Origin of the sequence: Parundibacterium terreum (genome assembly GCF_014636315.1) — a bacterium.
In the GTDB taxonomy this organism is placed as follows: Bacteria; Pseudomonadota; Gammaproteobacteria; order Burkholderiales; family Burkholderiaceae_D; genus Undibacterium; species Undibacterium terreum.
In genome coordinates, this window is the sequence record NZ_BMED01000003.1 from 805,091 (window position 1) to 827,192 (window position 22,102).

18 protein-coding genes and 2 tRNA genes are annotated in these 22,102 nt (G+C 50.5%); 13 read left to right on the top strand and 7 right to left on the bottom strand.

What is annotated here, in order from left to right:
* Positions 1–146 precede the first annotated feature (146 nt).
* On the top strand, positions 147–662 hold the full coding sequence (hpaR, locus tag IEW12_RS18295) for a homoprotocatechuate degradation operon regulator HpaR (protein WP_188567489.1): 516 nt from the start codon (positions 147–149) through the stop codon (positions 660–662).
* A 26-nt stretch (positions 663–688) separates the two neighbouring features.
* Here hpaR and IEW12_RS18300 read toward each other — a convergent pair whose 3' ends face one another.
* The gene (locus tag IEW12_RS18300) at positions 689–1,903 is read right to left on the bottom strand and encodes an MFS transporter (protein WP_188567490.1); all 1,215 of its coding nucleotides are present in this window, start codon (positions 1,901–1,903) and stop codon (positions 689–691) included.
* Positions 1,904–1,992: 89 nt separating this feature from the next.
* Complete coding sequence (locus IEW12_RS18305; RefSeq protein WP_188567491.1) at positions 1,993–2,751, bottom strand: SDR family oxidoreductase; 759 nt, start codon at positions 2,749–2,751, stop codon at positions 1,993–1,995.
* 62 nt (positions 2,752–2,813) lie between these two features.
* Between IEW12_RS18305 and IEW12_RS18310 the strand changes: the two genes are divergently transcribed.
* Positions 2,814–3,461 (top strand): TetR/AcrR family transcriptional regulator, encoded by a 648-nt coding sequence (locus tag IEW12_RS18310; RefSeq protein WP_229751200.1) that lies wholly within the window; start codon positions 2,814–2,816, stop codon positions 3,459–3,461.
* A 46-nt stretch (positions 3,462–3,507) separates the two neighbouring features.
* Here the strand turns inward: IEW12_RS18310 and IEW12_RS18315 are convergent.
* A tRNA-Arg gene (locus tag IEW12_RS18315) sits at positions 3,508–3,582 on the bottom strand.
* A 281-nt stretch (positions 3,583–3,863) separates the two neighbouring features.
* On the opposite strand from IEW12_RS18315, the gene IEW12_RS18320 reads away from it, so the two are divergent.
* Positions 3,864–5,756, top strand: coding sequence for an ATP-binding cassette domain-containing protein (locus IEW12_RS18320; RefSeq protein ID WP_188567492.1), 1,893 nt, complete (start codon positions 3,864–3,866; stop codon positions 5,754–5,756).
* A gap of 82 nt (positions 5,757–5,838) precedes the next feature.
* Here IEW12_RS18320 and murJ read toward each other — a convergent pair whose 3' ends face one another.
* Complete coding sequence (murJ, locus tag IEW12_RS18325) at positions 5,839–7,392, bottom strand: murein biosynthesis integral membrane protein MurJ (protein ID WP_188567493.1); 1,554 nt, start codon at positions 7,390–7,392, stop codon at positions 5,839–5,841.
* Positions 7,393–7,679: 287 nt separating this feature from the next.
* On the opposite strand from murJ, the gene IEW12_RS18330 reads away from it, so the two are divergent.
* Positions 7,680–7,770, top strand: a tRNA-Ser gene (locus tag IEW12_RS18330).
* Positions 7,771–7,847: 77 nt separating this feature from the next.
* Here IEW12_RS18330 and IEW12_RS18335 read toward each other — a convergent pair.
* A complete protein-coding gene (locus tag IEW12_RS18335) occupies positions 7,848–8,369 on the bottom strand; it encodes a tyrosine-type recombinase/integrase (RefSeq protein WP_188567494.1) in 522 nt (173 codons plus the stop codon).
* 93 nt (positions 8,370–8,462) lie between these two features.
* On the opposite strand from IEW12_RS18335, the gene IEW12_RS18340 reads away from it, so the two are divergent.
* From IEW12_RS18340 to IEW12_RS18355, 4 genes are all read left to right on the top strand, one after another.
* Positions 8,463–8,930, top strand: a complete 468-nt coding sequence (locus tag IEW12_RS18340) for a hypothetical protein (protein WP_188567495.1) — start codon at positions 8,463–8,465, stop codon at positions 8,928–8,930.
* Positions 8,931–9,605: 675 nt separating this feature from the next.
* Positions 9,606–10,013, top strand: a complete 408-nt coding sequence (cyoD, locus tag IEW12_RS18345; RefSeq protein WP_188567496.1) for a cytochrome o ubiquinol oxidase subunit IV — start codon at positions 9,606–9,608, stop codon at positions 10,011–10,013.
* 400 nt (positions 10,014–10,413) lie between these two features.
* Complete coding sequence (locus IEW12_RS18350) at positions 10,414–12,114, top strand: methyl-accepting chemotaxis protein (protein WP_229751201.1); 1,701 nt, start codon at positions 10,414–10,416, stop codon at positions 12,112–12,114.
* Positions 12,115–12,370: 256 nt separating this feature from the next.
* Positions 12,371–13,726 (top strand): NAD(P)/FAD-dependent oxidoreductase, encoded by a 1,356-nt coding sequence (locus tag IEW12_RS18355; protein WP_229751202.1) that lies wholly within the window; start codon positions 12,371–12,373, stop codon positions 13,724–13,726.
* Positions 13,727–14,520: 794 nt separating this feature from the next.
* Here the strand turns inward: IEW12_RS18355 and IEW12_RS18360 are convergent.
* The gene (locus IEW12_RS18360; protein ID WP_188567497.1) at positions 14,521–15,033 is read right to left on the bottom strand and encodes a hypothetical protein; all 513 of its coding nucleotides are present in this window, start codon (positions 15,031–15,033) and stop codon (positions 14,521–14,523) included.
* 540 nt (positions 15,034–15,573) lie between these two features.
* Here IEW12_RS18360 and IEW12_RS18365 point away from each other — a divergent pair.
* Entirely contained in the window at positions 15,574–16,050 is a 477-nt protein-coding gene (locus IEW12_RS18365) for a hypothetical protein (protein WP_188567498.1), read from the top strand.
* A gap of 372 nt (positions 16,051–16,422) precedes the next feature.
* Entirely contained in the window at positions 16,423–17,076 is a 654-nt protein-coding gene (locus IEW12_RS18370) for a YoaK family protein (RefSeq protein WP_308789144.1), read from the top strand.
* A 195-nt stretch (positions 17,077–17,271) separates the two neighbouring features.
* Here the strand turns inward: IEW12_RS18370 and IEW12_RS18375 are convergent, their stop codons facing one another.
* Complete coding sequence (locus IEW12_RS18375; RefSeq protein WP_188567499.1) at positions 17,272–17,964, bottom strand: c-type cytochrome; 693 nt, start codon at positions 17,962–17,964, stop codon at positions 17,272–17,274.
* Positions 17,965–18,614: 650 nt separating this feature from the next.
* Here IEW12_RS18375 and IEW12_RS18380 point away from each other — a divergent pair.
* The 3 genes from IEW12_RS18380 to IEW12_RS18390 all read left to right on the top strand — a co-directional run bounded on the left by IEW12_RS18380 (position 18,615) and on the right by IEW12_RS18390 (position 22,010).
* Positions 18,615–19,466, top strand: coding sequence for an AraC family transcriptional regulator (locus IEW12_RS18380; RefSeq protein WP_188567500.1), 852 nt, complete (start codon positions 18,615–18,617; stop codon positions 19,464–19,466).
* Between the two features lie 112 nt (positions 19,467–19,578).
* Entirely contained in the window at positions 19,579–21,033 is a 1,455-nt protein-coding gene (locus IEW12_RS18385; RefSeq protein WP_188567591.1) for a catalase, read from the top strand.
* 287 nt (positions 21,034–21,320) lie between these two features.
* Positions 21,321–22,010, top strand: a complete 690-nt coding sequence (locus IEW12_RS18390) for a hydrolase (RefSeq protein ID WP_188567501.1) — start codon at positions 21,321–21,323, stop codon at positions 22,008–22,010.
* Positions 22,011–22,102: the final 92 nt, after the last annotated feature.

Consider the following 22,102-nt stretch of genomic DNA (forward strand, 5'->3'; position numbering starts at 1 on the left):
CTACTGGTTCCAAAAGATATTCCGGATCAAATAATCACTAACATATGAGTAATTAAATCACTAATATGTTAGCGAGTCAAGGTGTATAATCAAAAAAAACCAGCCTTTCAAAAAAAAAGGCATTGCGTAAAAACAAGGGAATAAAAATGAAATACCAGATCACCTATCCCAATCTGCCACAGCGATTCTTGAAGGCAAGGGATTTCCTGATGTCCAATTTCCGCCCGATACTGAACCACTACGGGGTAACGGAGCAGCAATGGCGCATTCTGCGCGTATTGGGTGAATCGGGGCAACTGGAACCGCGTGAGCTCTGCGAGCTATGCCAGATACTCAGTCCCAGCATGGCCGGCATGCTGGCCAGGATGGAAGAGATGGAATTAATCCATCGTGAGCGCGTTGCGGATGACCAGCGACGCGTGATGGTGAGCCTCAGCAATCAGGGCGAACACCTGATGCAGCAGATAGGGCCGCTCATCAACAAGGCTTACCAGAATGTGGAACAGGCTTGCGGTAAAAAAATATTCGCCGAGCTGCATCAGGTGCTGGAAGAGTTCATCGCCCTGGAAAACATCGCTATTCCTCAAGTCGAGCTGCCGGCAGTTTCTTCCTTCCAGCAGAACGGGTCAGCACAGGCAAAAAAGACAACGTCTTCCAAGTAATTTCGCCTGCGCTTTCCGTATAGCGCTTATCCCTGTTTGCGGCGAGTGGTTGCGATGACCAGTACTAGCGCCACAATCTCGCACAAGCCGCCTATCCAGCCTAGGTTTCTCACACCGCCTGCTGCGACGATGATGGAACCCAGTGCCGCGCCGGAAGAAAAGCCGATATACATGAAGGAGGCATTCAGCGACAGCACGATAGGCGCCAGCTTGGCCTCACGGATGCCGAACAGGCGTGCCTGTTGCGCCGGAAAGAATGCCCACGCGGATACGCCCCATGCCACTATGGCGATCAGCGCCGGAATGAGCGCAAGCTCAGGCTGCAGCAGGTCTGCAATCAGCGACAGGGCGAAAAAGGATAGCGTCAGCAGTACCAGGCTGGGCAGAATGACTGCACGCGGACCCAGCTTATCACTCAGGTTGCCTCCTATGACGATGCCGATCACAGCCGCAATACCCCACATGAACAGGACGCTACCGATATGGGCGCTGCTCACTCCGGCAACGGTAGCGAGAAACAGCGTCAGGTAGGTGTACACGGTGTAGGCACCGGTGGCCCATAGTGTCGTTACCAGCAAGGCCAGCAAGACCTGCGGCTGCTTCATGACTGCAAAACGTTCCTGCAGGCTGGCGCTGGGGATGCCGGAACCGGTGCCGGGGCGCAGGCCCACGATTAAACCCAGCGAGGCCAGCAATGCCAATGCACCTATACCGGCAAAGGTCATGCGCCATCCAAAGGCATGGCCGATAACTGCGCCCAAGGGCACGCCGATTGCCACGGCTATGCTGATGCCGCCATTGACGATGGCCAGCGCCTTGCCGCGCTTCTCGGGCGGCACCAGCGCTCCACCAAGGGCATTGGCGTTCGGCACATAAAAGCCGGCGGTAATGGCGAGCAGCACACGCGCAGCCATCAGCGTCCAGTAGTCATGTGCATGCCAGGCCAGCACATTGGACAGCGCAAAAGCGAGCATGGACAGGATCAGCATCTTGCGGCGATCTATGCTGCCGCTGAGTGCGGTCAATATCGGAGAACTGACTGCATAAGTGAGTGCAAAGACCGTCACCAGTTGCCCTACCGCCGTCACACTGGTGGCAAAGTCGCTGGCCAGGCTGGGCAGCAGCGGGGCGATCATCATGCCCTCCGTGCCTATGGCAAATGTGCCTAATGCCAGCCAATATAACGGCATATTGGAGGAGCTGATTGCGGGAGCTGGGACGTTGGCGGTGGCGGCTGTCATGACGGTATCCATGGTGTTGTCTGTAAAAGAAATCCTGGTCGCAAATACAAAAAAGGGCATGGCAGGTTAACCTGCCATGCCCTGCCTGCTTACTCTTCAGGCGTGTATTCGGCCAGCATATCGTTGAACTGCGTGACAAATGCCGCTTCATTCGGGCCAGGGTTATTGCGCAGCATTTTTGCGTTTTCAACCAGGACTTCTTCGGCGTCCGTACCAAGTACTTCTATGGTTTCCTTGATGAATTGCGCCAATGGCATTGCGCGCGGCTCTTCATTGCTGTTCAGCAGGTCGGTCTGTACCCAAGGTGGGGCCAGTTCCAAGACCTTCACCGAGCTGCCGCCCAGCTTGTAGCGCAAAGACTGCGTGTAAGAATGCAGCGCCGCCTTGGTCGATGAGTACACGGCGGATACTGCCATAGGCACAAAACCGAGGACGGAAGACACATTGATGACGGTCGCGGATTCCTGTTTCTTCAAATGCTCAATCAGCGCAGAAGTTACGCGGATAGGTCCCATCAGATTGGTGGTGATGGTTGATACGATCAGTTCATCTTCAACCGTGCCTGCTACATCATCAATTTGCATGATGCCTGCGTTATTCACCAATACGTTCAGTTTGGGGAAATCGGTGATCAGCTTTTGGGTAACTGCGGCGATGCTGGCTGGATCTTCTACATTCAAAATCACCGATTGCATGCCTGGGTTGGCCTTGGTTGTTGCGTCCAGGTGACCCTGACGCCGGCCGGAGATGATGACCTGGTTGCCCAGCTTGTGCAGTGCCTCAGCGAGGCCGCGTCCTATGCCGGAGCCGCCGCCGGTAATGAATATCGTATTTCCGCTTAATTTCATTTTTTGCTCCTGATGATAAAAAGTAAATAATTGCCTTAGTCAATGGAGGTGCATAAGGATGCATGTGTATTGAACTAATTGGTTCATTATCGGGCGAAGTCATTTCCAGATCAAGAGATATTGAACTAAATAGTTCATTGAGCGATAATGGGTATATGGGACGACCGAAAAAATTTAGCCGCGAGGGTGTTCTGGAAAAGGTGATACCTGTCTTCTGGGAGCATGGCTTTGCAGGCACCAAGCTACCAGACCTGGAGCAGGCCTCCGGCGTGAATAAATCCGGGCTCTATTCAGAGTTCAAGGATAAGGAAGACCTGTTTCTTGCCAGCCTCCGCCATTACCTGCAAAACCGCGGGGGTGTCCAGCGCCTGTCAACCGAGCCGCTGGGCTGGGATAATATCGAAGAATTCCTGCGGGTAGCGCAGGGCAAGCTGGATGGACGCAAAGGTTGTTTTTCCATTAATTCCATGCGCGAGTTTGCCGACCTGCCAGAAGAAGCGAATCAGATCGTGACCGAAGGGCGGGCCCGGATGCGCGGGTTGCTGATCAAGAATATTGAAGCCGAGAAACCCAAAATGCCGGCAGATGCGATTGCTGACCTAGTGATCGTGTTCTTTGGCGGAATCTGTATCGAGCAGAACCTGGTAGCAAGCCAGGACTCATCCGCACGAAAGATTGATGATTTTATGCAGGTGCTTAAAAGCCTTTGAGGCTTTGTTTGCATCGCGTGGAGAGAGGGCGGGTGGAGAAGGGGTTTGGTCCCTCCGACAAGAATCGAACTTGTATCCCACGCTTAGGAGGCATGTGCACTATCCATTGTGCTACGGAGAGACTCTAGGATATTTGCATACCCTGGAAAGTCTGCCATCTTACCCTACCTGTAATTATTCGCTCAAATAAAATTTACAAAAAAATGCAGGAAAAGCAAAAATTTCTGCATTTCTCCGCCCCGCCAGACTCCTGTGCATGGGCCAGCGCCATTCCCAATCAATGGAATAAATAGGTGGGAACTCCGGCTTGTCGGTACAATACTGCCTTTATTCATCCAAATTACGCTTTTAGGGCGCTGTTAGGCTCCTGATCAGGTCGTATTAACCGGTAATCAAGTATTTATGGCAGTCATTTCACTTAGCGATGCCCAATTGGCCTTTGGGCACGTGGCCTTGCTCGATCATGCAGAATTTTCACTGGAAACCTCGGAGCGGGTCGGCTTGATCGGTCGTAACGGTACCGGTAAATCTTCCCTCCTCAAAATTATCGCAGGCACATCCAAGCTGGATGACGGCTTGCTGGTGATGCAGCAGGGCCTAAAGATTGCGTATGTAGAGCAGGAACCGCAATTCTCTGCCGACCTCAGCGTATTTGATGCAGTGGCATCCGGCATGGGTGACATGCAGGCATTGTTGCAAGAGTATGAGGCGCTGACAGGACAGTTTGGCGGCGACAATGATGATGCGCTGATGGAGCGCATGCATGACATCCAGGTCAAACTGGATGCGGCCGATGCCTGGAGCCTGACCAATAAGGTAGAAACCACGCTGGACAAGCTGAACCTGAAGGCAGATGCCATCATGGGCACGCTGTCCGGCGGGATGAAGAAGCGCGTGGCGCTGGCTTGCGCATTGGTGAGCGCGCCTGATGTATTGCTGCTCGATGAACCGACCAACCATCTGGATTTCAGTTCCATCATGTGGCTGGAAGGCCTGCTGCGCGACTTCAAGGGCAGCGTGCTGTTCATCACCCATGATCGCAGCTTCCTGGACAATGTCTCTACCCGCATTATTGAATTGGATCGCGGCAAGCTGACTTCTTACCCCGGCAATTTCACCACCTACCAGACCCGCAAGGAAGAACAGCTGGAAGTGGAGGAAGTGGAAAACGCCAAGTTTGATAAATTCCTGGCTCAGGAAGAGATATGGATACGCAAGGGCGTGAAGGCGCGCCGCGTGCGTGACGAGGGCCGGGTAAAACGCCTGGAAGAATTGCGCGTGCAGCGCAGCATACGCCGCGATCAGCAAGGACAGGTCAAGCTGGATGTATCTACCGGCGAGCGCTCTGGCAAGATCGTGGCGGAACTGGAAAATGTCAACAAGAGCTTTGGCGAGAAAGTCATCGTACGCGATTTCAGCGCGATCCTGATGCGCGGCGACAAGATAGGCCTGATCGGTGCCAATGGCGCCGGCAAGACTACCTTGCTGAAATTGATCCTGGGCGAAGACCAGCCGGATAGCGGCACCATCAAGCAGGGCACCAAGCTGCAGATCGCGTATTTCGATCAGATGCGTGCGCAGTTGAATGAAGACGCCAGCCTGGCCGATACGATTGCACCAGGTAGCGACTGGGTGGAAATCAATGGCCAGCGCAAGCATGTAATGTCCTACCTGAATGACTTCCTGTTCGCACCGGAACGCGCGCGTTCGCCGGTCAAGTCCCTGTCCGGCGGCGAGCGTAACCGCCTGTTGCTGGCGCGCTTGTTTGCCAAGCCGGCCAATGTGCTGGTGCTGGATGAACCGACCAATGACCTGGATATCGATACGTTGGAGTTGCTGGAAGAATTGCTGGAAGATTATAAGGGCACCGTCTTCCTGGTCAGCCATGACCGTACTTTCCTGGACAACGTGGTGACGCAGGTGATTGTGTCTGAAGGCGAAGGCCAGTGGCGCGAATTTATCGGCGGTTATACCGATTGGGAGCGCTATCGCCCGACAGTTACTGCGAACAAGCCTGCTGCTAAAGTAGAAGCCAAGGCCGAAGTAAAAGCTGCGCCTGCACCTGCAGCGAAGAAAAAGCTCAGCTACAAGGAGCAGCGCGAGCTGGATGAGTTGCCTAAGCTGATCGCGCAACTGGAAGCAGAGCAGAAGAGTATTACGGAAAAGCTGAATGACGCTGATCTGTATAAGAATGGCGCAGATGAAGCGAAGAAGCTGAACGACAGGTTTGCGCAGATCGACGAGCAGTTGCTGGAAGCGCTGGAAAAATGGGAGCAGATCGAAGGCAAGAACTAAGCTTTGGGTTGAGCTAAAAAAACAGGCAGGGGATGCGAATCCTCTGCCTGTTTTGCTTTCTAGATGTTTTTATATCGCGGATCTACACCCGCGCCACCTTGCGGAAATCCCTGGGCCTGAATCCCATGATCAGCAACGCGCCAAAATAGACAATACCGCAGCTTGCCAGTACCAGCGCCAATGCCAGCAGGCGCTTGACTGGTGTGGCCTGCATGGTAATCCAATCGAAATGGCCGGCTACGCTTAGTGCAACGCCTGCCATCAAGAACAGCGCAGCAATCAGCTTGATCAGGAATAGTAGCCAGCCTTTTTGCGGCTGGTAGATGCCCTTTCTTGTCAGCCCTATGTACAGGAAGCCGGCATTGATACAGGCGCCCAGACCTACCGACAATGCAAGGCCTGCATGCGCGAGTTTCGGTACAAACAGGTAGTTCATCATTTGCGTAGCCAGCATCACGCCTACCGCGATCATGACCGGTGTCTTGATATCCTGTTTGGCGTAAAAGCCCGGCGCCAGGATCTTTACCACGATCAGGCCGATCAGCCCGGCGCCGTAAGCGATGAGGGCCGTTGCCGTTTTATGCACCGCGTCTGCGCTGAACTGGTGGTAATGGAATAAGGATGCCGTCAGGGGTTCGGACAGTGTTGCCAGGCCGACTGCCGAGGGCATCGCTAGCAGGAAGGTCAGGCGCAAGCCCCAATCCAGCAGCGCTGAGTATTCTGCATGATCGCCGTCCGCGTTTGCTTTTGACAGGCTGGGCAAGAGTATTGTACCCAGTGCCACGCCCAGCAGCGCCGTGGGAAATTCCATCAGGCGGTCTGCATAACCCAGCCAGGAAATACTTCCTTCCTGCAAGCGCGAAGCGAGGTTAGAATTAATCAGTATGCTGATTTGGGACGCCGATACTGCGAAGATCGCCGGCCCCATATTGATCAGCACGCGCCGCACGCCGGAATCACGCAAGGCAGGAAGGGGGTTGAGGCTTATGGCTGGCATCATGCCTATCTTGACCAGGGCGGGAACCTGTATCGCCAGTTGCAGCACGCCGCCAACGAACACTGCAATCGCCAGTGCATAGATGGGCTCTTTCAATAGCGGTGCCAATAGCAGGGAGCCAGCGATTGACGACAGATTCAGCAGCACAGGTGTGAATGCCGGTATCTTGAACTCGCGCCAGGTATTCAGTATGCCGCCTGCCAGGGCCACCAGTGACATAAAGCCTATGTAGGGAAACATGATACGGGTCATGACCACGGCCAGATCGAATATCTGCGGTTTGGAATGGAAGCCCGTGGCAACCATATACACCACAGCCGGCGCAGCGACCACACCGACCACGCAGGTGATCACGAGCACCCAGGTCAGCAGCGTCGCTACATGATCCACCAGATGCTTGGTCACGTCATGGCCTTGCTGGGACTTGTATTGAGCCAGGATAGGCACAAAGGCTTGTGCGAAAGCGCCCTCGGCAAACACGCGGCGCAGCAGATTGGGAATGCGGAAAGCGATGTTATAGGCGTCGGTATGTCCGGTGGCGCCAAAGGCGCTGGCGATCAAGACATCACGGATCAGACCGGTAATACGCGACAGCATCGTCATGCCACTAATGGTGGCTAGCGTTTTTAATAAGTTCATGGTGCGGCATTATAACGGCTGGGCCAAGAGTATGAATGTCGCGTTTTGTAAAAGCTGCAAGCAGGTGTAGGAGCGGAGGCACAGGCTGGAGGGGTTTGCATCCCTTGGGGGCGCTAAAATTAAAAGGATAAATAAATAGTTGCGCGCACGCTGCTTGGGGCGAAGGTGTTGCAATTTTTATACTTAAAATCATTGTAGAATAGTTGGCGCAAGAAAAACTTCATACCTGAAAAAAGTTCTGCTATAATTGCGTGCTTCGCAGATGCAACACTTTGCGAAACGAATCAGGAGAGATGGATGAGTGGTTTAAGTCGCACGCCTGGAAAGCGTGTGTAGGTTCATAGCCTACCGGGGGTTCGAATCCCCCTTTCTCCGCCAGTATTTATAAGGCTCCCTTTGTAGGAGCCTTATTTTTTGCACTATTCAGCACGATTGCGCTATTCAAATCAAATTGCTCAGCGCAGCGGTTGGACTATTTCAGCCTTTCGGCGATATACCCGCTGGGTGACTTTGCTGTCGGCATGTCCCAATAATTGTTGCGCATGCGCCAGTGAATCGGCGTCGCTAGCGCATTTGGCTCTTAAGTCATGCTCGGTAAACCTTTCAGTGACCTGCGTTTCTGCAAAGACCCTTGCCATGAAATTTCGCCATAATGACTCCCAGCCGCCAGCACGTCCATTTTCCTTGAAATAGCACTCTCCCTTCAAAGTACAAAAAAGGTATGGCGATATTTCTCTAGGGCGCACTGACTTAGCTAGGGCCACTGCCCCTCTGAGTTCATCAGACCATGCATAGATGATTGTTTTTCCAGTTGTACTTTCTGTTTTCCTTGGAGTTACGTGCAGACCGTCTTCCTGGATGTCGGACATCGTAATTCTCAGCAGGTCTCCTAGCCATAACCCTGTGAGAAGTTTTAGCCGGATGTATGCCTGCGCGGCTAATATGCTTCCCGATTTACGCTTGGTGTTGAGTTGCATTGAAAACTGACCCACTTTGCGGGGAAATTTGCACGTAATTCTGACCCACGTTTAGAACACAATCCTACTTATCGTGATGAGTAGGAGATTGGAGTGATCCACGTGGCATTACTAGGCATTATTCGACGCTGGCACACTCGTGACCAGATTCCCCTGAGAGAATTCGCCAGACGACTCGGCTTTTCGCGAAATACCTTCCGACGCTATCTGCGCTCGGAAATGATAGAGCCGGCCTGCGTGGAGCGGCAAACAGCCTGCGCCATCGACAAATGCACTTTCCAGCTTTCAGGCTGGTTAAACACCGAGGCAGGCAAAAACTGCAAGCAGCGACGCAGCCTGAAACAACTACACTTGGATCTAAAAGAATTAGGATTAAAGGGGTCGTACGACCGGGTGGCCGCCTTTGCCTGGCAGTGGAAGCTGGATCAAAACGACCGGGTCAATTCAGCGAGCAAAAGAACATGCTGGGAGCACCTATTTTGTTTGACGCAATATTCTGTTGATTTGCGAAATTTTTCCTATTTCACAGTCTTCCGGAAAAAACTTCACCTCGTCGCCTAGCTTCAAACCCAAAGTGTCATACTCCGCATTAGTTACAATCATCTTGGCTCTATGCCTGTACTGAATTTTTGCAAAATGCCGATGCGCCAGTTCGTCTGCTGGCAGATATCTCAGACATTTCAGCAAGCTCGTGTCCGGAACGTCTGAGTCATAGATTTGTAGGACCAACCCCGTTTTCATTCGCGCTTCCGGGGGAATGCATTCATTGATTGCTAAAGCTGAAATAAGTGCGGACGAACAGAAGAACATACTGTAAATAAAATTTTTTACTGCGTTCAGCATCGACTTGACTTCCTATTCAGCTAAGACCCATCTACTTCAGCATGAGACTCCGACAGCGGCAGAAGTCGTTTACCGAATTCTGGTACCCGCAGCGATGGCTAGTCAAAAGTACTTGTTGCATCCATCACAAAGATAAATCGGCGTTTAAAACCCGTGTTCATGGTAGTGCTGCAACCTGCAGTATCGGTATCCCCCAAGCGAGGGATAGGCTCCGCGTCGGCTAATCCTGCATTATTGAGACATTGCCAATTTAACTGAATTCATTTTCTATCGGTGAGGGACGTAATCAGCTCCCGAGGATAGTTTTCAAGTAAACATGTCGCGGAGGCCGTCGAATAGCCATGAGACTTCGCCTTTTGAAAATTAGTTTAGTTATCTCATCGGAGGACGAGTATGATTGACCATCAAACCTCTAACGAGCAGGTCTCTGAGGGAGCGCCTGGAATTCGGAATGGAGGGCGCCATGGGACATGGCACGGATATCTTATCGGATATATTTCGGCGGCATCCTTACCTACTGCTGCGTTCATCTTGTCCACAAACACCTGGATGACCTCTGCGAGCGTCCTGGCCGCCCTGAGCGTGCTTGCGATAGCGCAGATGCTCGTTCACCTAATTTTCTTCTTACACATCAATACGGCGCCTGAGCAGCGCACCAACATTCTTGCATTCGCGACAACTATGTTTATTGTTCTCATTGTCGTCGTGGGTTCTCTCTGGATTATGTCCCACCTGCGTCACAACATGATGCCGATGGATATGCTGATGAAATGCAGCGATAGCTCACCGTTGCTTTGGTAGGTGAATTATTTGCCTCGTCCGCCATATTTAATTCGAGCCGACGTCCGGCGCCGATATACAAACAATATCCCCAAGCTCGCCTTACCTAAAAGGATAGAGCCGCCTACACCGTACCTAATTGAGCAGATTGAGTCAGAAAAGCTAATTCCGCACGAAAAATAACACTCGGAAATATACCGAATGGGGGATACGTAACGCAGACCTTTTAGGATATATAAGGCATCCGCAATGTTAAAGACTTTCCGGTTAGTTCCCCAGTGTCTTTTAGAGATAGCGCCAATGGAGTCAGTGGGCCGGCACATTGCATGTCGGATCGAACGCGATTGTTAACACAGTTCGCGACCTCGATGAGACTAACAGGGACTCGCTACACGGAATGGTCTTATTAGAATCCTGCTAAATGCAATTGAAAGGAAATTTGATGAATTTTGGAAGAATGAAAGTCTCCACTCGTCTAACACTAGGCTTCTCCCTTGTTCTTACCACGCTATTGATTATTGTAGTGATGAGCGTGAATCGTATGGCCAAACTAAAAAACAAAATGGACGACATCGTTAACATAAATGATGCCCAAGTCAAATTAGCTTCCGCGATGTATTTGACCACGACCGACCGCGAACTTGCCTTACGCAATCTTATTTTGCTCAAAGAGAAAGAGGAGATTCAGGCTGAAGTCGATAGGATCAAAGCGCAATCCATCAAATATGCCGCCGCCGAGCAAAAATTGGCATCTATGTTGGACGGCACAGAAGAGCGAGACCTATTTAATAGTATCGGGGAGCAGGCAAAATTAGCTGAACCCTACATCAATCGAGCCGCCGAGACAGCCCTCCAAGAACAGACCGATGAAGCGTTCAGGATACTGCGTGCCGATCTTCGCCCTATACAAAGAAAATGGTGGGCCACGATCAATGAATTTACTGCATATGAGGAAAAGCACAATGCCAAGGCTATTGCAGACGCTGAACAGATTTACACCACTGCGCGTGCCTTGGTCCTTGCATTCGGTAGTATCGCCTTGATGACCGGTATCGTGGCTGCTGTCTTAATTACGCGTAGCCTCGTTCGCCAGCTCGGGGGAGAGCCACAATATGCGGTGGAGATCGCCGGCGGAATTGCCTCGGGCGATCTATCGATGATGGTCAAGGTTGTCGACATTGATCGTCCCAGCTTATTGAGGGCGATGAAGGAAATGCAGGAAAGCTTAGCCAATATTGTAGGTCAGGTGCGCATCGGAACTGAGACAATTGCAACTGCATCTCATCAGATCGCAACGGGTAATTTCGACCTTTCTTCGCGCACCGAGCAACAAGCGAGCTCATTGGAAGAAACTGCGTCATCATTGGAAGAGTTAACTTCTACTGTGAAGCAGAATGCCGATAATGCCCGGCAAGCTAACCAATTGGCTTTATCCGCCTCGGATGTTGCAGTCAAAGGAGGCAAGGTGGTCGCAGAAGTCGTTAGCACGATGGGGTCTATCAGCGCATCATCCAAAAAAATATTCGACATTATCAGTGTTATTGACGGCATTGCCTTCCAGACCAATATTTTGGCGCTCAATGCAGCGGTAGAGGCGGCTCGCGCTGGCGAGCAGGGCCGTGGTTTTGCCGTTGTGGCGACAGAAGTACGGAATCTGGCGCAACGTTCCGCCGCTGCGGCAAAGGAGATCAAAACACTCATTGGTGACTCAGTACACAAGGTTGATGCCGGTTCCCAATTGGTCGATCAAGCAGGGGTCACCATGGGCGAAATTGTTACCAGCATCCAGCAAGTGACCGACATCATGGCCGAGATACTGGCTGCCAGTCATGAACAGACGGTTGGCATAGAGCAGATTAATGAAGCAATACTGCAATTGGACGACGCTACGCAACAAAATGCTGCCCTTGTCGAAGAAGCTGCCGCAGCTGCAAATTCCTTGCAAGGCCAGGCGGACAATCTAGCGAGACTCGTGAGTACTTTCAAAATTGGTCACCTTCACACTGGAACTGAGAACGTCAATGCTGTATTGATGCAATCTTCCGTAATTCGCATCGGGGCAAAAGCTTTGCTGCCTATAAAGGTTAGTTACGAAGCAGATTCCACAAAATATCCTGCTTAAACTAGGTTCGCCACCAAAATATAGGCCAAGCATGGCCGCAGCATGAAGTCGATGTGGTTCCGGCGAGACGTCTTTTATATTCGCAGCCTATGTGGTCTTTTATGAGAATAAGCTGTTTGGGGATATCACTTCCAAATCGCCACCCATCGTTTGGGGGATTCCCTTGTTACCGTTCCCGCTGGAAAATTACCCTGGTCGTGCTTTTGCGCGACCACGGCTGATTTATGGGCGCAACTGGCAATACACAAGGAGACTAATGATGCACGACGAATTAGATGAGGCGCTACGTTTGCCTGAAAGAGCAGTGAAGGAGATCCTGCCACGTGTTGTTATTGTTGGAGGCGGTATCGGGGGCACAGCTGCTGCGCGCGCTTTGAAAAAAACTCCCGTTGAGGTTTTGCTCATCGACCGCAGAAACCATTATGTCTTCCAACCGCTACTTTATCAGGTTGCGACTTCCGTATTATCTGAGTCGGAAATCGCCTCACCCATCCGTCAACTATCTGATTCTCAGGAAAATTTGAGCGTAATAATGGGCGAAGTAGTGGGAGTAGATACCGCTGGCCGTGAAGTGGTCGTCGACTGTGAAAATCAGTCTGCCAGAAGGGTCCCGTACGACTTTCTGATTCTAGCTACCGGAACTCACCCGACGTATTTTGGGAATGATCGGTTCTCAGAGTTTGCCCCCGGCCTCAAGACGCTGACGGACGCCAGGCGCATTCGAGATCGGATACTTGGCGCGTTCGAACGAGCCGAGTTGGAAGACGATCTCAATGAACAAAAACGTCATATGACATTCGTATTAGTAGGAGGTGGTCCTGCCGGAGTTGAACTGGCAGCGTCGCTAGCACAAATGACTGCCACCACGCTGAGATCGAATTTTCGGCGCATCGATCCTTCGAGTGCTTCAATCATATTGCTTGAAGGAGGAAAAAGCATATTGCCGGCCTACGGCGATGAGTTATCCGAAAAGGCTACTGCTCAACTCAAAAAGATCGGCGTAGAAATTCGAACTGGCGTGATGGTCGAAAATATTGATGCGGACGGTGTTGTAGCGGCCGGTGTTCGCATTCCAAGCTCGACGGTCATTTGGACAGCGGGAGTGAAACCGTTCCCATTAGGCGACTGGTTAGGTGCCAAGACTGATCGAGCTGGACGGGTTTTGGTTGGACCATATTTAGAGGTGCCAGGGCACATGGAAGTATTCGCAATAGGAGATACAGCGGGTGTTCTACAAGACAATAAGCCTTTGCCCGGTGTAGCTCAGGTCGCCCTACAGCAGGGAAAATATGTGGGCAATGTGATTGCTGATCGTGTCCGAGGTCGCGTCGGTGCGCAACCGTTTCGATACAACGACAAAGGCAATATGGCCGTTGTAGGAAAGAACTTCGCGTTGCTTCAGACCGAAAAAATGCACACGAGTGGGTTTGTCACATGGCTGATTTGGGCTTTTATTCACATTATGTCACTGCCTCATGCACAAAATCGCATTCGAGTATATACGCAATGGTTTTGGTGGTATTTTACCGGGCAACGGAGTTCGCGAATCATCGCGGAGCCAGAGGCCGTTTTAAGCAAGGGTCAGAAGCCGCTACCTTTTGAGCCGCACTGAAAGCGGCCTCACATTTCGAGCGCGATCCTGGACGAACATTAATCTCAGGTCATAATTTCAGGCATTATCTAGTTTTCATATAGCAATTAAATTAAAAAGGTAAAAACGTATGGGAATGTTTTCGGTGGGAGTAATTTCATTTGGAGTTGCATTATTTGTTCCAATAGCCTATTTGATCGGCCGTCAAGTTCGTTGATTCTCAGCGTGGATTGGGCGAGAACCTGGGCCGAAAGAACGAGCTACGGTTGTTGTCATTATGTTGGCCGTGGTGGGTTTCATCTTTGGCTCGTTAGCCCAGCCTGCGTGGGATTGGAGCGCGGATTGTCGCGCCGAAGGGAAAAACCTGCTTGGATGTGTATTAAGCTCTGCGACTGCTCAAAGTAGTGTTAATACCCCCCACTTATAACGAGTTACCGGAGTGGGATAGAAGTCAGTATTCCTTCTTTCCCGCCCGTAATTTAGAAAATCTAGACATCAAAACCAAAAATACCATACAACCGTAGCTATGCTCCCGAGCAAGGCAACAACGGCAAGTTTCTTCAAAATCCTAGCTGTCGCAACCAAACCTCTGATTTCGTCGTCAATCGATAGGATTACTTCAGCGTGGGATTGTTCTGTAACGACTCCGGGGTTTTTATTGAATTTGTCCAAGCGGATGTGCAAAATTTTTCTCCGTATATCTATAGGTGGCTGAAACAGCTTAGAGCTACGAGCAAGAGCGATACCACGTTGCTTCGTTCGGCATTCATAAAAATAGAAAATAAAGCCCCAATATTTCCTATTCATTCTTACGATCAAAGGCGGGCCAATTGCTCCAGCAATGGAGCGGCTTTGTTTACAAGTTCGGAAAAACCGGAATGCTGTAATTGTAATAAATCAATTGCGTGATCGATTTGGTCCGGATCTAGACGCATTGTTGAATCGTGAAATTCTCGCGCTCTTTCTTGGCACACCGCGAGGCCTATATACCAAGCTACGAGATCTCGTGGCAGCGGGGCAGATAACAGGCCTATATGTTGACCAAGTGAGCGAAACACTATTGCGTAATCTTTTTCTCCTCGAAAGTGATTGCTAGCGAAGCGTCTTTCTGTCTGCAATGCGGCTATTTCGATTTCGAGTCGTCCTAGATAATCATCCCGAATCTTGCATCGTAAAGCTTCAATTTCACCTAAAAGTGCACATGCCACATTTCGGCGCAGTCGCCGCGTTTGCAAATACCTCTGGAAGTTGTTAGCGACAAAGCCGGATAAGCCGCCGATAAGACCGCCGGCAATCGCGCCAGAAATTTGTGCCAATTGAATTTCCATGTTCCTAAAAATCCTGATGCCTAAAACGCTAGGCTTTAAGCCTGAAGTTTCGCGTGTTAGAGCGCTGCACTCACCGCAAAGTTGAAATATAGATATCAAATGCTGATCTGCTCAAGCGAAGGTGACGACGATAACGGCTAAAAAACGAAATTTCCATCCCCAAATTGGGGGATAGGAAAATCTTGTTTCCAGGTGTCTGAAACGGCAAGCTGCGTCTCTCGTCAACGAAAAATGAAAAAAGCTGGATTCGAGGGAGGCAGAAGCTTGCGACATTCGTCTCACGATGCTCACGCATCATATCGCTGGCACCCAACTAGTCTATTCAGCATATGTTTACTCCCACTTTTACCCTATTCAAACTTCGAGGATTTCCGCCTACCATGAACTACGGGTTCCAGTCGCCAAGTGGTACTGTTTTCGATCACGAAATGCCGGTTAGTGGCTGTCGGAAACCTAATTCAAAGGACTAATGGAGCATTTATCCAAGTCGTATCGGCCTTGATCCGATTAAGCGTGGCATCATATTTGGGGAGTTTTGAAATGAAAACTGCAACGCCGGCTGGCGACACAAAGCATCATATTTCTGATGACGATTTTGGGAACCAAGAAAAAATTGGCATTAGGCGTATTCAAATAAAGCATAGCAATCAGAAGTCTATGGCAGTAGTGGGATCGTTCTTCGCCGCAGATAATTTGCTCCAAGTTTGGTCAAGGTCATCAACGATCGACTTTGAATGTAGATTCGAAATTACCTATCTCGACGGTTGTATTCTTGCCGGGACACATAAAGTTCAACTGTCACGCAACTCGTCTTTGCGATCATTCTTTGCGAGGCATGCACGATTTGGGTTCGGCAGTACATGTCCGGTAAGCAAATCGCGTGAGCGTACAGGAAAAAAAACAAATTCGCTGCTATTGATCTCAAATGAAAATCAGCAGTTCGGATCTAATTTTTTAGATCGCTATGAGATAGAGGATTTCGCACCGGTGCACTTGACTAACGATACGCTTCGCTAACTTTCTTATGGATCACCGGTCGGTCCCGTCTACGAATTTGGAATATACCTTATTCAGACATACCAGTGAGCGGTCGTCGTTTGAGAGGTTGTTTCATCTTTAGTGCCACATCTAGGGGAATTCGAGAACGCATCATATCGCAAGCATCGCATTTATGTTGGTCAGCACCACAGAATTTGGCTTCGCCCCTTCCGTGTTCAGCGGGATATTTATTCTTTTAGGAGTACGCGGGCTTACATAGGCTGCAAGTTGCCTAGCGAACCCAAGGTTTTTCCTGGATGTAACGCGCTTGGAGCCAACAGTTTGGTATCGCTCTCCGATAGCATTGGTCGAGCCCTTAAGTAATAGTGCTGAAGTTAGAAAAATCAAAGTATGGATGAAAATCGTCGGAATCAGTTTCAAGGAATAAGTTTGGGTTGCGTTGCGGGGTATGTGGACACCTTGGGATTTATTGCGCTGTTTGGGCTGTTCACAGCCCATGTTACCGGGAACTTCGTGCTTATTGGTGCGGGGATGGCTGATCCTTCTCGGGCCGCTATCCTCTTAAAGATTTTGGCCATTCCTGCATTTGTTATTGGAGTTGCTGTCGCTCGTGTTTTGATCGCTGTTTCCCAGTGTCGTGAATGGCCCGCCCTGACGTTATCTTTGGTTTTACAGATATCATTGTTGTGCGGATTCATGTTGTGTGGATGGCTGGCCTCGCCAATAGAGCAAGAGACTACTCCTTGCGCAATGGTTGCGGGTTTATTTGGCAGTGCCGCAATGGGCGTGCATAGCGCGACTGGCCGCTTATTGTTGTCTCATTTGGCGCCGACATCGATGATGACGGGAAATGTAACGCAAATTGTCATCGATACTATAGATGTGCTACTCGGCGGAGTCGACGACGTGGCCGAAGCACGCTGCTCAAAATTTGTTTGGCCTCTCGCAGCGTTTGGCGCTGGTGCGGCCCTCGCTGCATTTGCTTACCGCGCTATCGGTTTTTTTTTGCCTTACTTTTTCCGATCACTGTTCTCTGCTGCGTGATCGTCATGCAATGGAATTTGGATCGGAGTCGCGTCGCGCCGGGTGAGCAAAAATCGCTGGGAAGCAGTTAATAGTGGTGTGATAGCTGCAATCCCTCAACGGATCTCGCCGAGTTTTTCCCAAGACAATGCGGAAATAAAATCCCGATTTTCTATATCTTTGCTTTATCGAGTGGAGGCGAAAATCGTGGCAGGTCTACGGAATTGTTGCGATGTACGCCGATACTGATTTCATCTCATCCTCGCTCAACTTGACAGCGACACCCTTCATAACCGTTGCCAAGGGATTATTGAACTTCGGAGCGTCACGATAGACATGTAATTGCTCCAGCGTGTAGCTTGCTGGTTGAGAGGCAACGCGGGGAAATGCAGCCTGCCCATGTCCTTGGGCACCATGGCAGCTCGCACAAGCCGGTGCGCCGGCTGAGCTTCCCTTTGTAAATATGCGTTTCCCCTCTTCTTCTAAGTCACGATTTGATGATGCTTGCGGTTTTGCTGTTTGTGCTCCGAAATATTCACTAACGTCATGCATGTCGGAATCTTTCAACGAAGCTGCAAAACCCTTCATGATTGCGTTGGGACGTTCCCCGCTCTTGAAATTTACCAGTTGCAATTCCAAGTATGCGGGGGCTTGTCCGGCCAAGTTCGGGTAAAGCGCAGGACTTGCCGTATTGCCGTCGATCCCATGGCACGCCACACAGGTTTGCGCAATCTGCTGTCCGTGTTGGATTGAAGTCTGCAGGTCTGCGGCAAAGGTAGGTGTGGTTGTTAAAAGCATTGAACTGCTAGCTAAGACGACAAGACAAATGCTTTTCCGGACATTATTCAGTCGATTCAAATCTTGAAAACTTTTGCGGGCTCTTTCGTCACTAATTCTTTGGGAAGTCATGGCTATCTTTCGATGTAACGTTAAATAAATTTGAATTCGCAGAAGAAATTCAAAGAATGCTTAACAGTATGTCTTTCGCTAGCGAATTGTCTATTGTCCGAAAGAGGGATGGGTGCGGCAGCCTGCCCGCAGAATAGTTGCGATCGCTGTGGCCGTTAGCCTTTATTGCGGATTTGTAAAGACGCGAACGGCGGGGAGGTGTAATGCAAAATATGCAATGAACGCTACAAAATCTAGTCGCCGGCGCTATCGGACACAATTCGTTCACACCCGCTTCTGTACATCTCGCGCAAACGGAATGCACGCTGCTTTTGCCTGCCTTTCCATCTACGCTTTATCTATGTTCCACCGGTTCTTCCTGGAATTTTTTGGAAATCAAAGCGCAACACACATTTTCTGTGTGATGGACGCAATGGCCCAAGCACCGAGATGCGGCGAAATCATGGCAAATAACACTTATATGTAATTGTGGCGACGCTCACGTTGACGATAAGCTGCGTTCAAGTATTCGTCCAATGTTTGGACGAATAGAGATGGACCGAAGTTCGAATGGCATGTCTGCCCATTCGTCAACGCCCCTTCTGACACCTAGCTGATTTAGAAATTGGATTTAGGGAGCGGTTCTATTTGAGCATACTGGAGGCCAAATAATGGATGTTTTGTTTGACCGCGCTCACACAGACGATGAGGCGCTCGAAGCTCACTGCGAAGGAATGTACGTCTGGACAGGGAACGCATCGTGGTCCAAATCGATCGCAAATGCACATGAAACCCACGCAATAGTAGCTCCCTGCACGCGCACTTCCGTGATCTTGAGTAACGGTCCCAACACCGGTGATCAACAAAAAACTAAGCTCACAGATCGACATGTCTCGATTATCCCTGCAGGCTGCGCTCATAGCCTGGAGTGGGATGGGGAAGCTGAGCTGACCAGCATCATGCTGAAACCTGCATTTTTGGATGCATTGGCCCAAGTCAACGAGATTGGCAGCTATCACTTGACCGAGCAACTTAAGTCGGTTGACCCTTTTCTATGGCATATGGCGCGCGGGATTGAGCGGCAGCTCAGGCTCCGTCGTCATGCGGAAAAATCCTATATTGAGTCAGTGGCCGTCGTCATTGGCCAGCATCTTCTGTCTACCTATAGTGATGCGCCAGTCAATAGCGCTTCGTTAGGAGGATTGCCACGCTATAAAGTGAGGCGCGCGATCGACTTTGTACGTGATCATTATCGAGACGATATTGGCTTTCGCGATATCGCCGGACAGCTCGATATGAGTCCATTTCATTTTGCCAGGATGTTCAGGCACTCCACGGGCGATTCGCCTCATCAGTTCATTACGCGGTGTCGTATAGATGCAGCCAAAAAAATGCTTATTGAAGACGATATGGCGATTGTCGATGTCGCGTTCGCGGTGGGATATAAGAGCCAGAGCTATTTCACTACACGCTTTGCTCTGCTGGTAGGGATGACACCCGCGGCTTTTCGTGGCTGCCGCTGAATGGAAATTTTTAGCCGATATTCATATTTCGAACTCTGAATAGCGTTACCCCCGAAATAAGATGATCTGAAACAAAACTATTAAGCTCAATTTTAAGAGAAAACGGATGACCATGAACGAAAAGAAGAAGTTGACCACAATGGCAGGGGCTCCTGTGTCAGACAATCAAAACGTGTTGACCGCGGGACCGCGTGGACCCCAGCTGCTACAGGACGTTTGGTTCCTTGAGAAGCTTGCCCACTTTGATCGAGAAGTCATTCCTGAGAGGCGCATGCACGCCAAAGGCTCAGGCGCCTATGGAACTTTCACTGTCACACATGACATCAGGCGCTATACGCGAGCGAAGCTATTTTCTCAAATAGGAAAAAAGACCGAGATTTTCATGCGTTTTTCGACAGTCGCTGGTGAGCGCGGCGCCGCCGATGCTGAGCGCGACATCCGGGGTTTTGCGGTCAAGTTTTACACAGAGGAGGGAAATTGGGACCTGGTCGGTAACAATACTCCGGTATTCTTTTTCCGCGATCCGCTGAAGTTCCCTGATCTCAATCATGCGGTCAAGCGCGACCCGAGCACTAATCTCCGGAGTGCCAAGAATAACTGGGACTTTTGGACATCATTGCCAGAAGCATTGCATCAAATCACCATTGTGATGAGTGATCGCGGGATCCCTGCAAGCTACCGGCACATGCACGGTTTTGGAAGCCATACCTTCAGCTTCATTAATGCGGAGAATCAGCGCTTCTGGGTGAAATTTCACTTTAAATCGCAACAGGGAATTCAAAATCTGAGCGATGACGAGGCGGAAAAGATCATTGGTAACGACCGCGAGAGTCATCAGCGCGATTTGTACGAGAGTATTGCGCAAGGAGCCCATCCTAAATGGACTCTTTTTGTTCAAATCATGCAGGAAGCAGAAGCGTTTGGTCTTGACTACAACCCGTTCGATCTGACTAAGATCTGGCCGCACAGTCAATTCCCGCTGATACAGGTCGGTGAGATTGAACTTAACCGCAATCCGAAGAACTACTTCGCGGAGGTCGAGCAGTCAGCTTTCAATGTAGCAAATGTGCCCCCCGGGATAGGATTTTCTCCTGACAAAATGTTACAGGCACGCCTATTTTCCTATGGCGACGCACAGCGCTACCGACTGGGCGTTAACCATGGTCTCATTCCGGTGAACGCTGCGCGCTGTCCAGTACACAGCTACCACCGGGACGGTGCCATGCGCGTCGACGGTAATCATGGTGACACGGTGTCCTATCAGCCCAACGACCAGGGAGAATGGGCCGAGCAACCTGACTATCGGGAACCGCCGCTTGCGCTGAACGGTGCTGCAGCCCGCTGGAACCATCGCCAAGACAAAGACTATTTCTCACAGCCGGCCGCACTTTTCCGCCTAATGACACAGCAGCAGCGTCAAATACTGTTCGACAACACTGCGCGCTCATTGGGCGCTGCGCCGCGCGAAATCCAATTGCGACATATACGCAACTGCCTACAGGCCGACAGCGCCTATGGTAAGGGCGTAGCAGCTGCATTACATATCGAGTTGGGAGACACGGACTAGCAGAAAGGCCTATAGCGTGCATATGAACTGTTACATGCATAGGGAGAGCCCCGCATCGTTCACCGATTCCGGTGTCGCCAACTATTCCGTCAAATTTCATGGCGCTTTTCATTTAGATACCGACTGAAAAACGAACCCATAACCTTCGGGCGATTGATTTTTTTTAATGATTGCAAACGCTCTTGCCGCATAAGAGAAAGTAGGCTTTTTTGCCCGGATGCAGATCTAACCCGATTTAAATGGCCGCCGCTGGGGCCACCACGCAAGTCCAACCAATGGAGAAACAAATGAGTAACGAAAAAAAACTGGAATTACTGACACCTAAGAACTGCCAAGTAATTTTTATCGATCAGCAACCGCAGATGGCTTTTGGCGTAGTCTCAATTGACAGGCAAACGCTTAAAAATAACGTCGTTGGCTTGGCAAAGGCGGCTAAAGCATTCGGCATTCCAACCACCATTACAACCGTTGAAACTCAAGGATTCTCGGGACCTACGTATCCGGAGCTTCTCGATGTCTTCCCAGGCAAAGAGATTCTGGAGCGTAGCTCGATGAATTCTTGGGACGACCAGAAAGTACGCAACGCGTTGGCCAATAATGGGCGCAAAAAAGTCGTGGTATCCGGTCTATGGACTGAGGTTTGCAACAACAGCTTTGCGTTAAGTGCGATGCAGGAAGGCGGATATGAAATCTATATGGTAGCGGATGCCTCTGGCGGAACTTCGGTAGAGGCACACGACTTTGCCATGCAACGCATGATTCAGGTTGGGGTCATACCTGTAACTTGGCAACAAGTCATGCTGGAATGGCAGCGGGATTGGGCACGCAAAGAGACCTATGACGCGGTGATGGCCATCGTCAGAGAGCACAGCGGAGCATATGGTATGGGCGTCGACTATGCCTACACTATGGTGCACCAAGCACCTCAACGGGCCGCAGGCGCGCATCCCGTGCTTGCTCCTATTCCTGCCAAATAAGTACCGTCTGAGAGTGGGGATGCGGGTCGGCTTGCGGCCCGCATCTTCAAGAAAAAATGCGTTGCCTCGCGACAGGGATGCGGGTCAAACGC

Bases quoted from the DNA above. Each gene is read 5' to 3' on its own strand.
- hpaR (WP_188567489.1), top strand. From the start codon at position 147: ATGAAATACCAGATCACCTATCCCAATCTGCCACAGCGATTCTTGAAG.
- IEW12_RS18300 (WP_188567490.1), bottom strand. From the start codon at position 1,903: ATGACAGCCGCCACCGCCAACGTCCCAGCTCCCGCAATCAGCTCCTCC.
- IEW12_RS18305 (WP_188567491.1), bottom strand. From the start codon at position 2,751: ATGAAATTAAGCGGAAATACGATATTCATTACCGGCGGCGGCTCCGGC.
- IEW12_RS18310 (WP_229751200.1), top strand. From the start codon at position 2,814: ATGTGTATTGAACTAATTGGTTCATTATCGGGCGAAGTCATTTCCAGA.
- IEW12_RS18320 (WP_188567492.1), top strand. From the start codon at position 3,864: ATGGCAGTCATTTCACTTAGCGATGCCCAATTGGCCTTTGGGCACGTG.
- murJ (WP_188567493.1), bottom strand. From the start codon at position 7,392: ATGAACTTATTAAAAACGCTAGCCACCATTAGTGGCATGACGATGCTG.
- IEW12_RS18335 (WP_188567494.1), bottom strand. From the start codon at position 8,369: ATGCAACTCAACACCAAGCGTAAATCGGGAAGCATATTAGCCGCGCAG.
- cyoD (WP_188567496.1), top strand. From the start codon at position 9,606: ATGATTGACCATCAAACCTCTAACGAGCAGGTCTCTGAGGGAGCGCCT.
- IEW12_RS18350 (WP_229751201.1), top strand. From the start codon at position 10,414: ATGCAATTGAAAGGAAATTTGATGAATTTTGGAAGAATGAAAGTCTCC.
- IEW12_RS18355 (WP_229751202.1), top strand. From the start codon at position 12,371: ATGATGCACGACGAATTAGATGAGGCGCTACGTTTGCCTGAAAGAGCA.
- IEW12_RS18360 (WP_188567497.1), bottom strand. From the start codon at position 15,033: ATGGAAATTCAATTGGCACAAATTTCTGGCGCGATTGCCGGCGGTCTT.
- IEW12_RS18365 (WP_188567498.1), top strand. From the start codon at position 15,574: ATGAAAACTGCAACGCCGGCTGGCGACACAAAGCATCATATTTCTGAT.
- IEW12_RS18370 (WP_308789144.1), top strand. From the start codon at position 16,423: ATGGATGAAAATCGTCGGAATCAGTTTCAAGGAATAAGTTTGGGTTGC.
- IEW12_RS18375 (WP_188567499.1), bottom strand. From the start codon at position 17,964: ATGACTTCCCAAAGAATTAGTGACGAAAGAGCCCGCAAAAGTTTTCAA.
- IEW12_RS18380 (WP_188567500.1), top strand. From the start codon at position 18,615: ATGGATGTTTTGTTTGACCGCGCTCACACAGACGATGAGGCGCTCGAA.
- IEW12_RS18385 (WP_188567591.1), top strand. From the start codon at position 19,579: ATGAACGAAAAGAAGAAGTTGACCACAATGGCAGGGGCTCCTGTGTCA.
- IEW12_RS18390 (WP_188567501.1), top strand. From the start codon at position 21,321: ATGAGTAACGAAAAAAAACTGGAATTACTGACACCTAAGAACTGCCAA.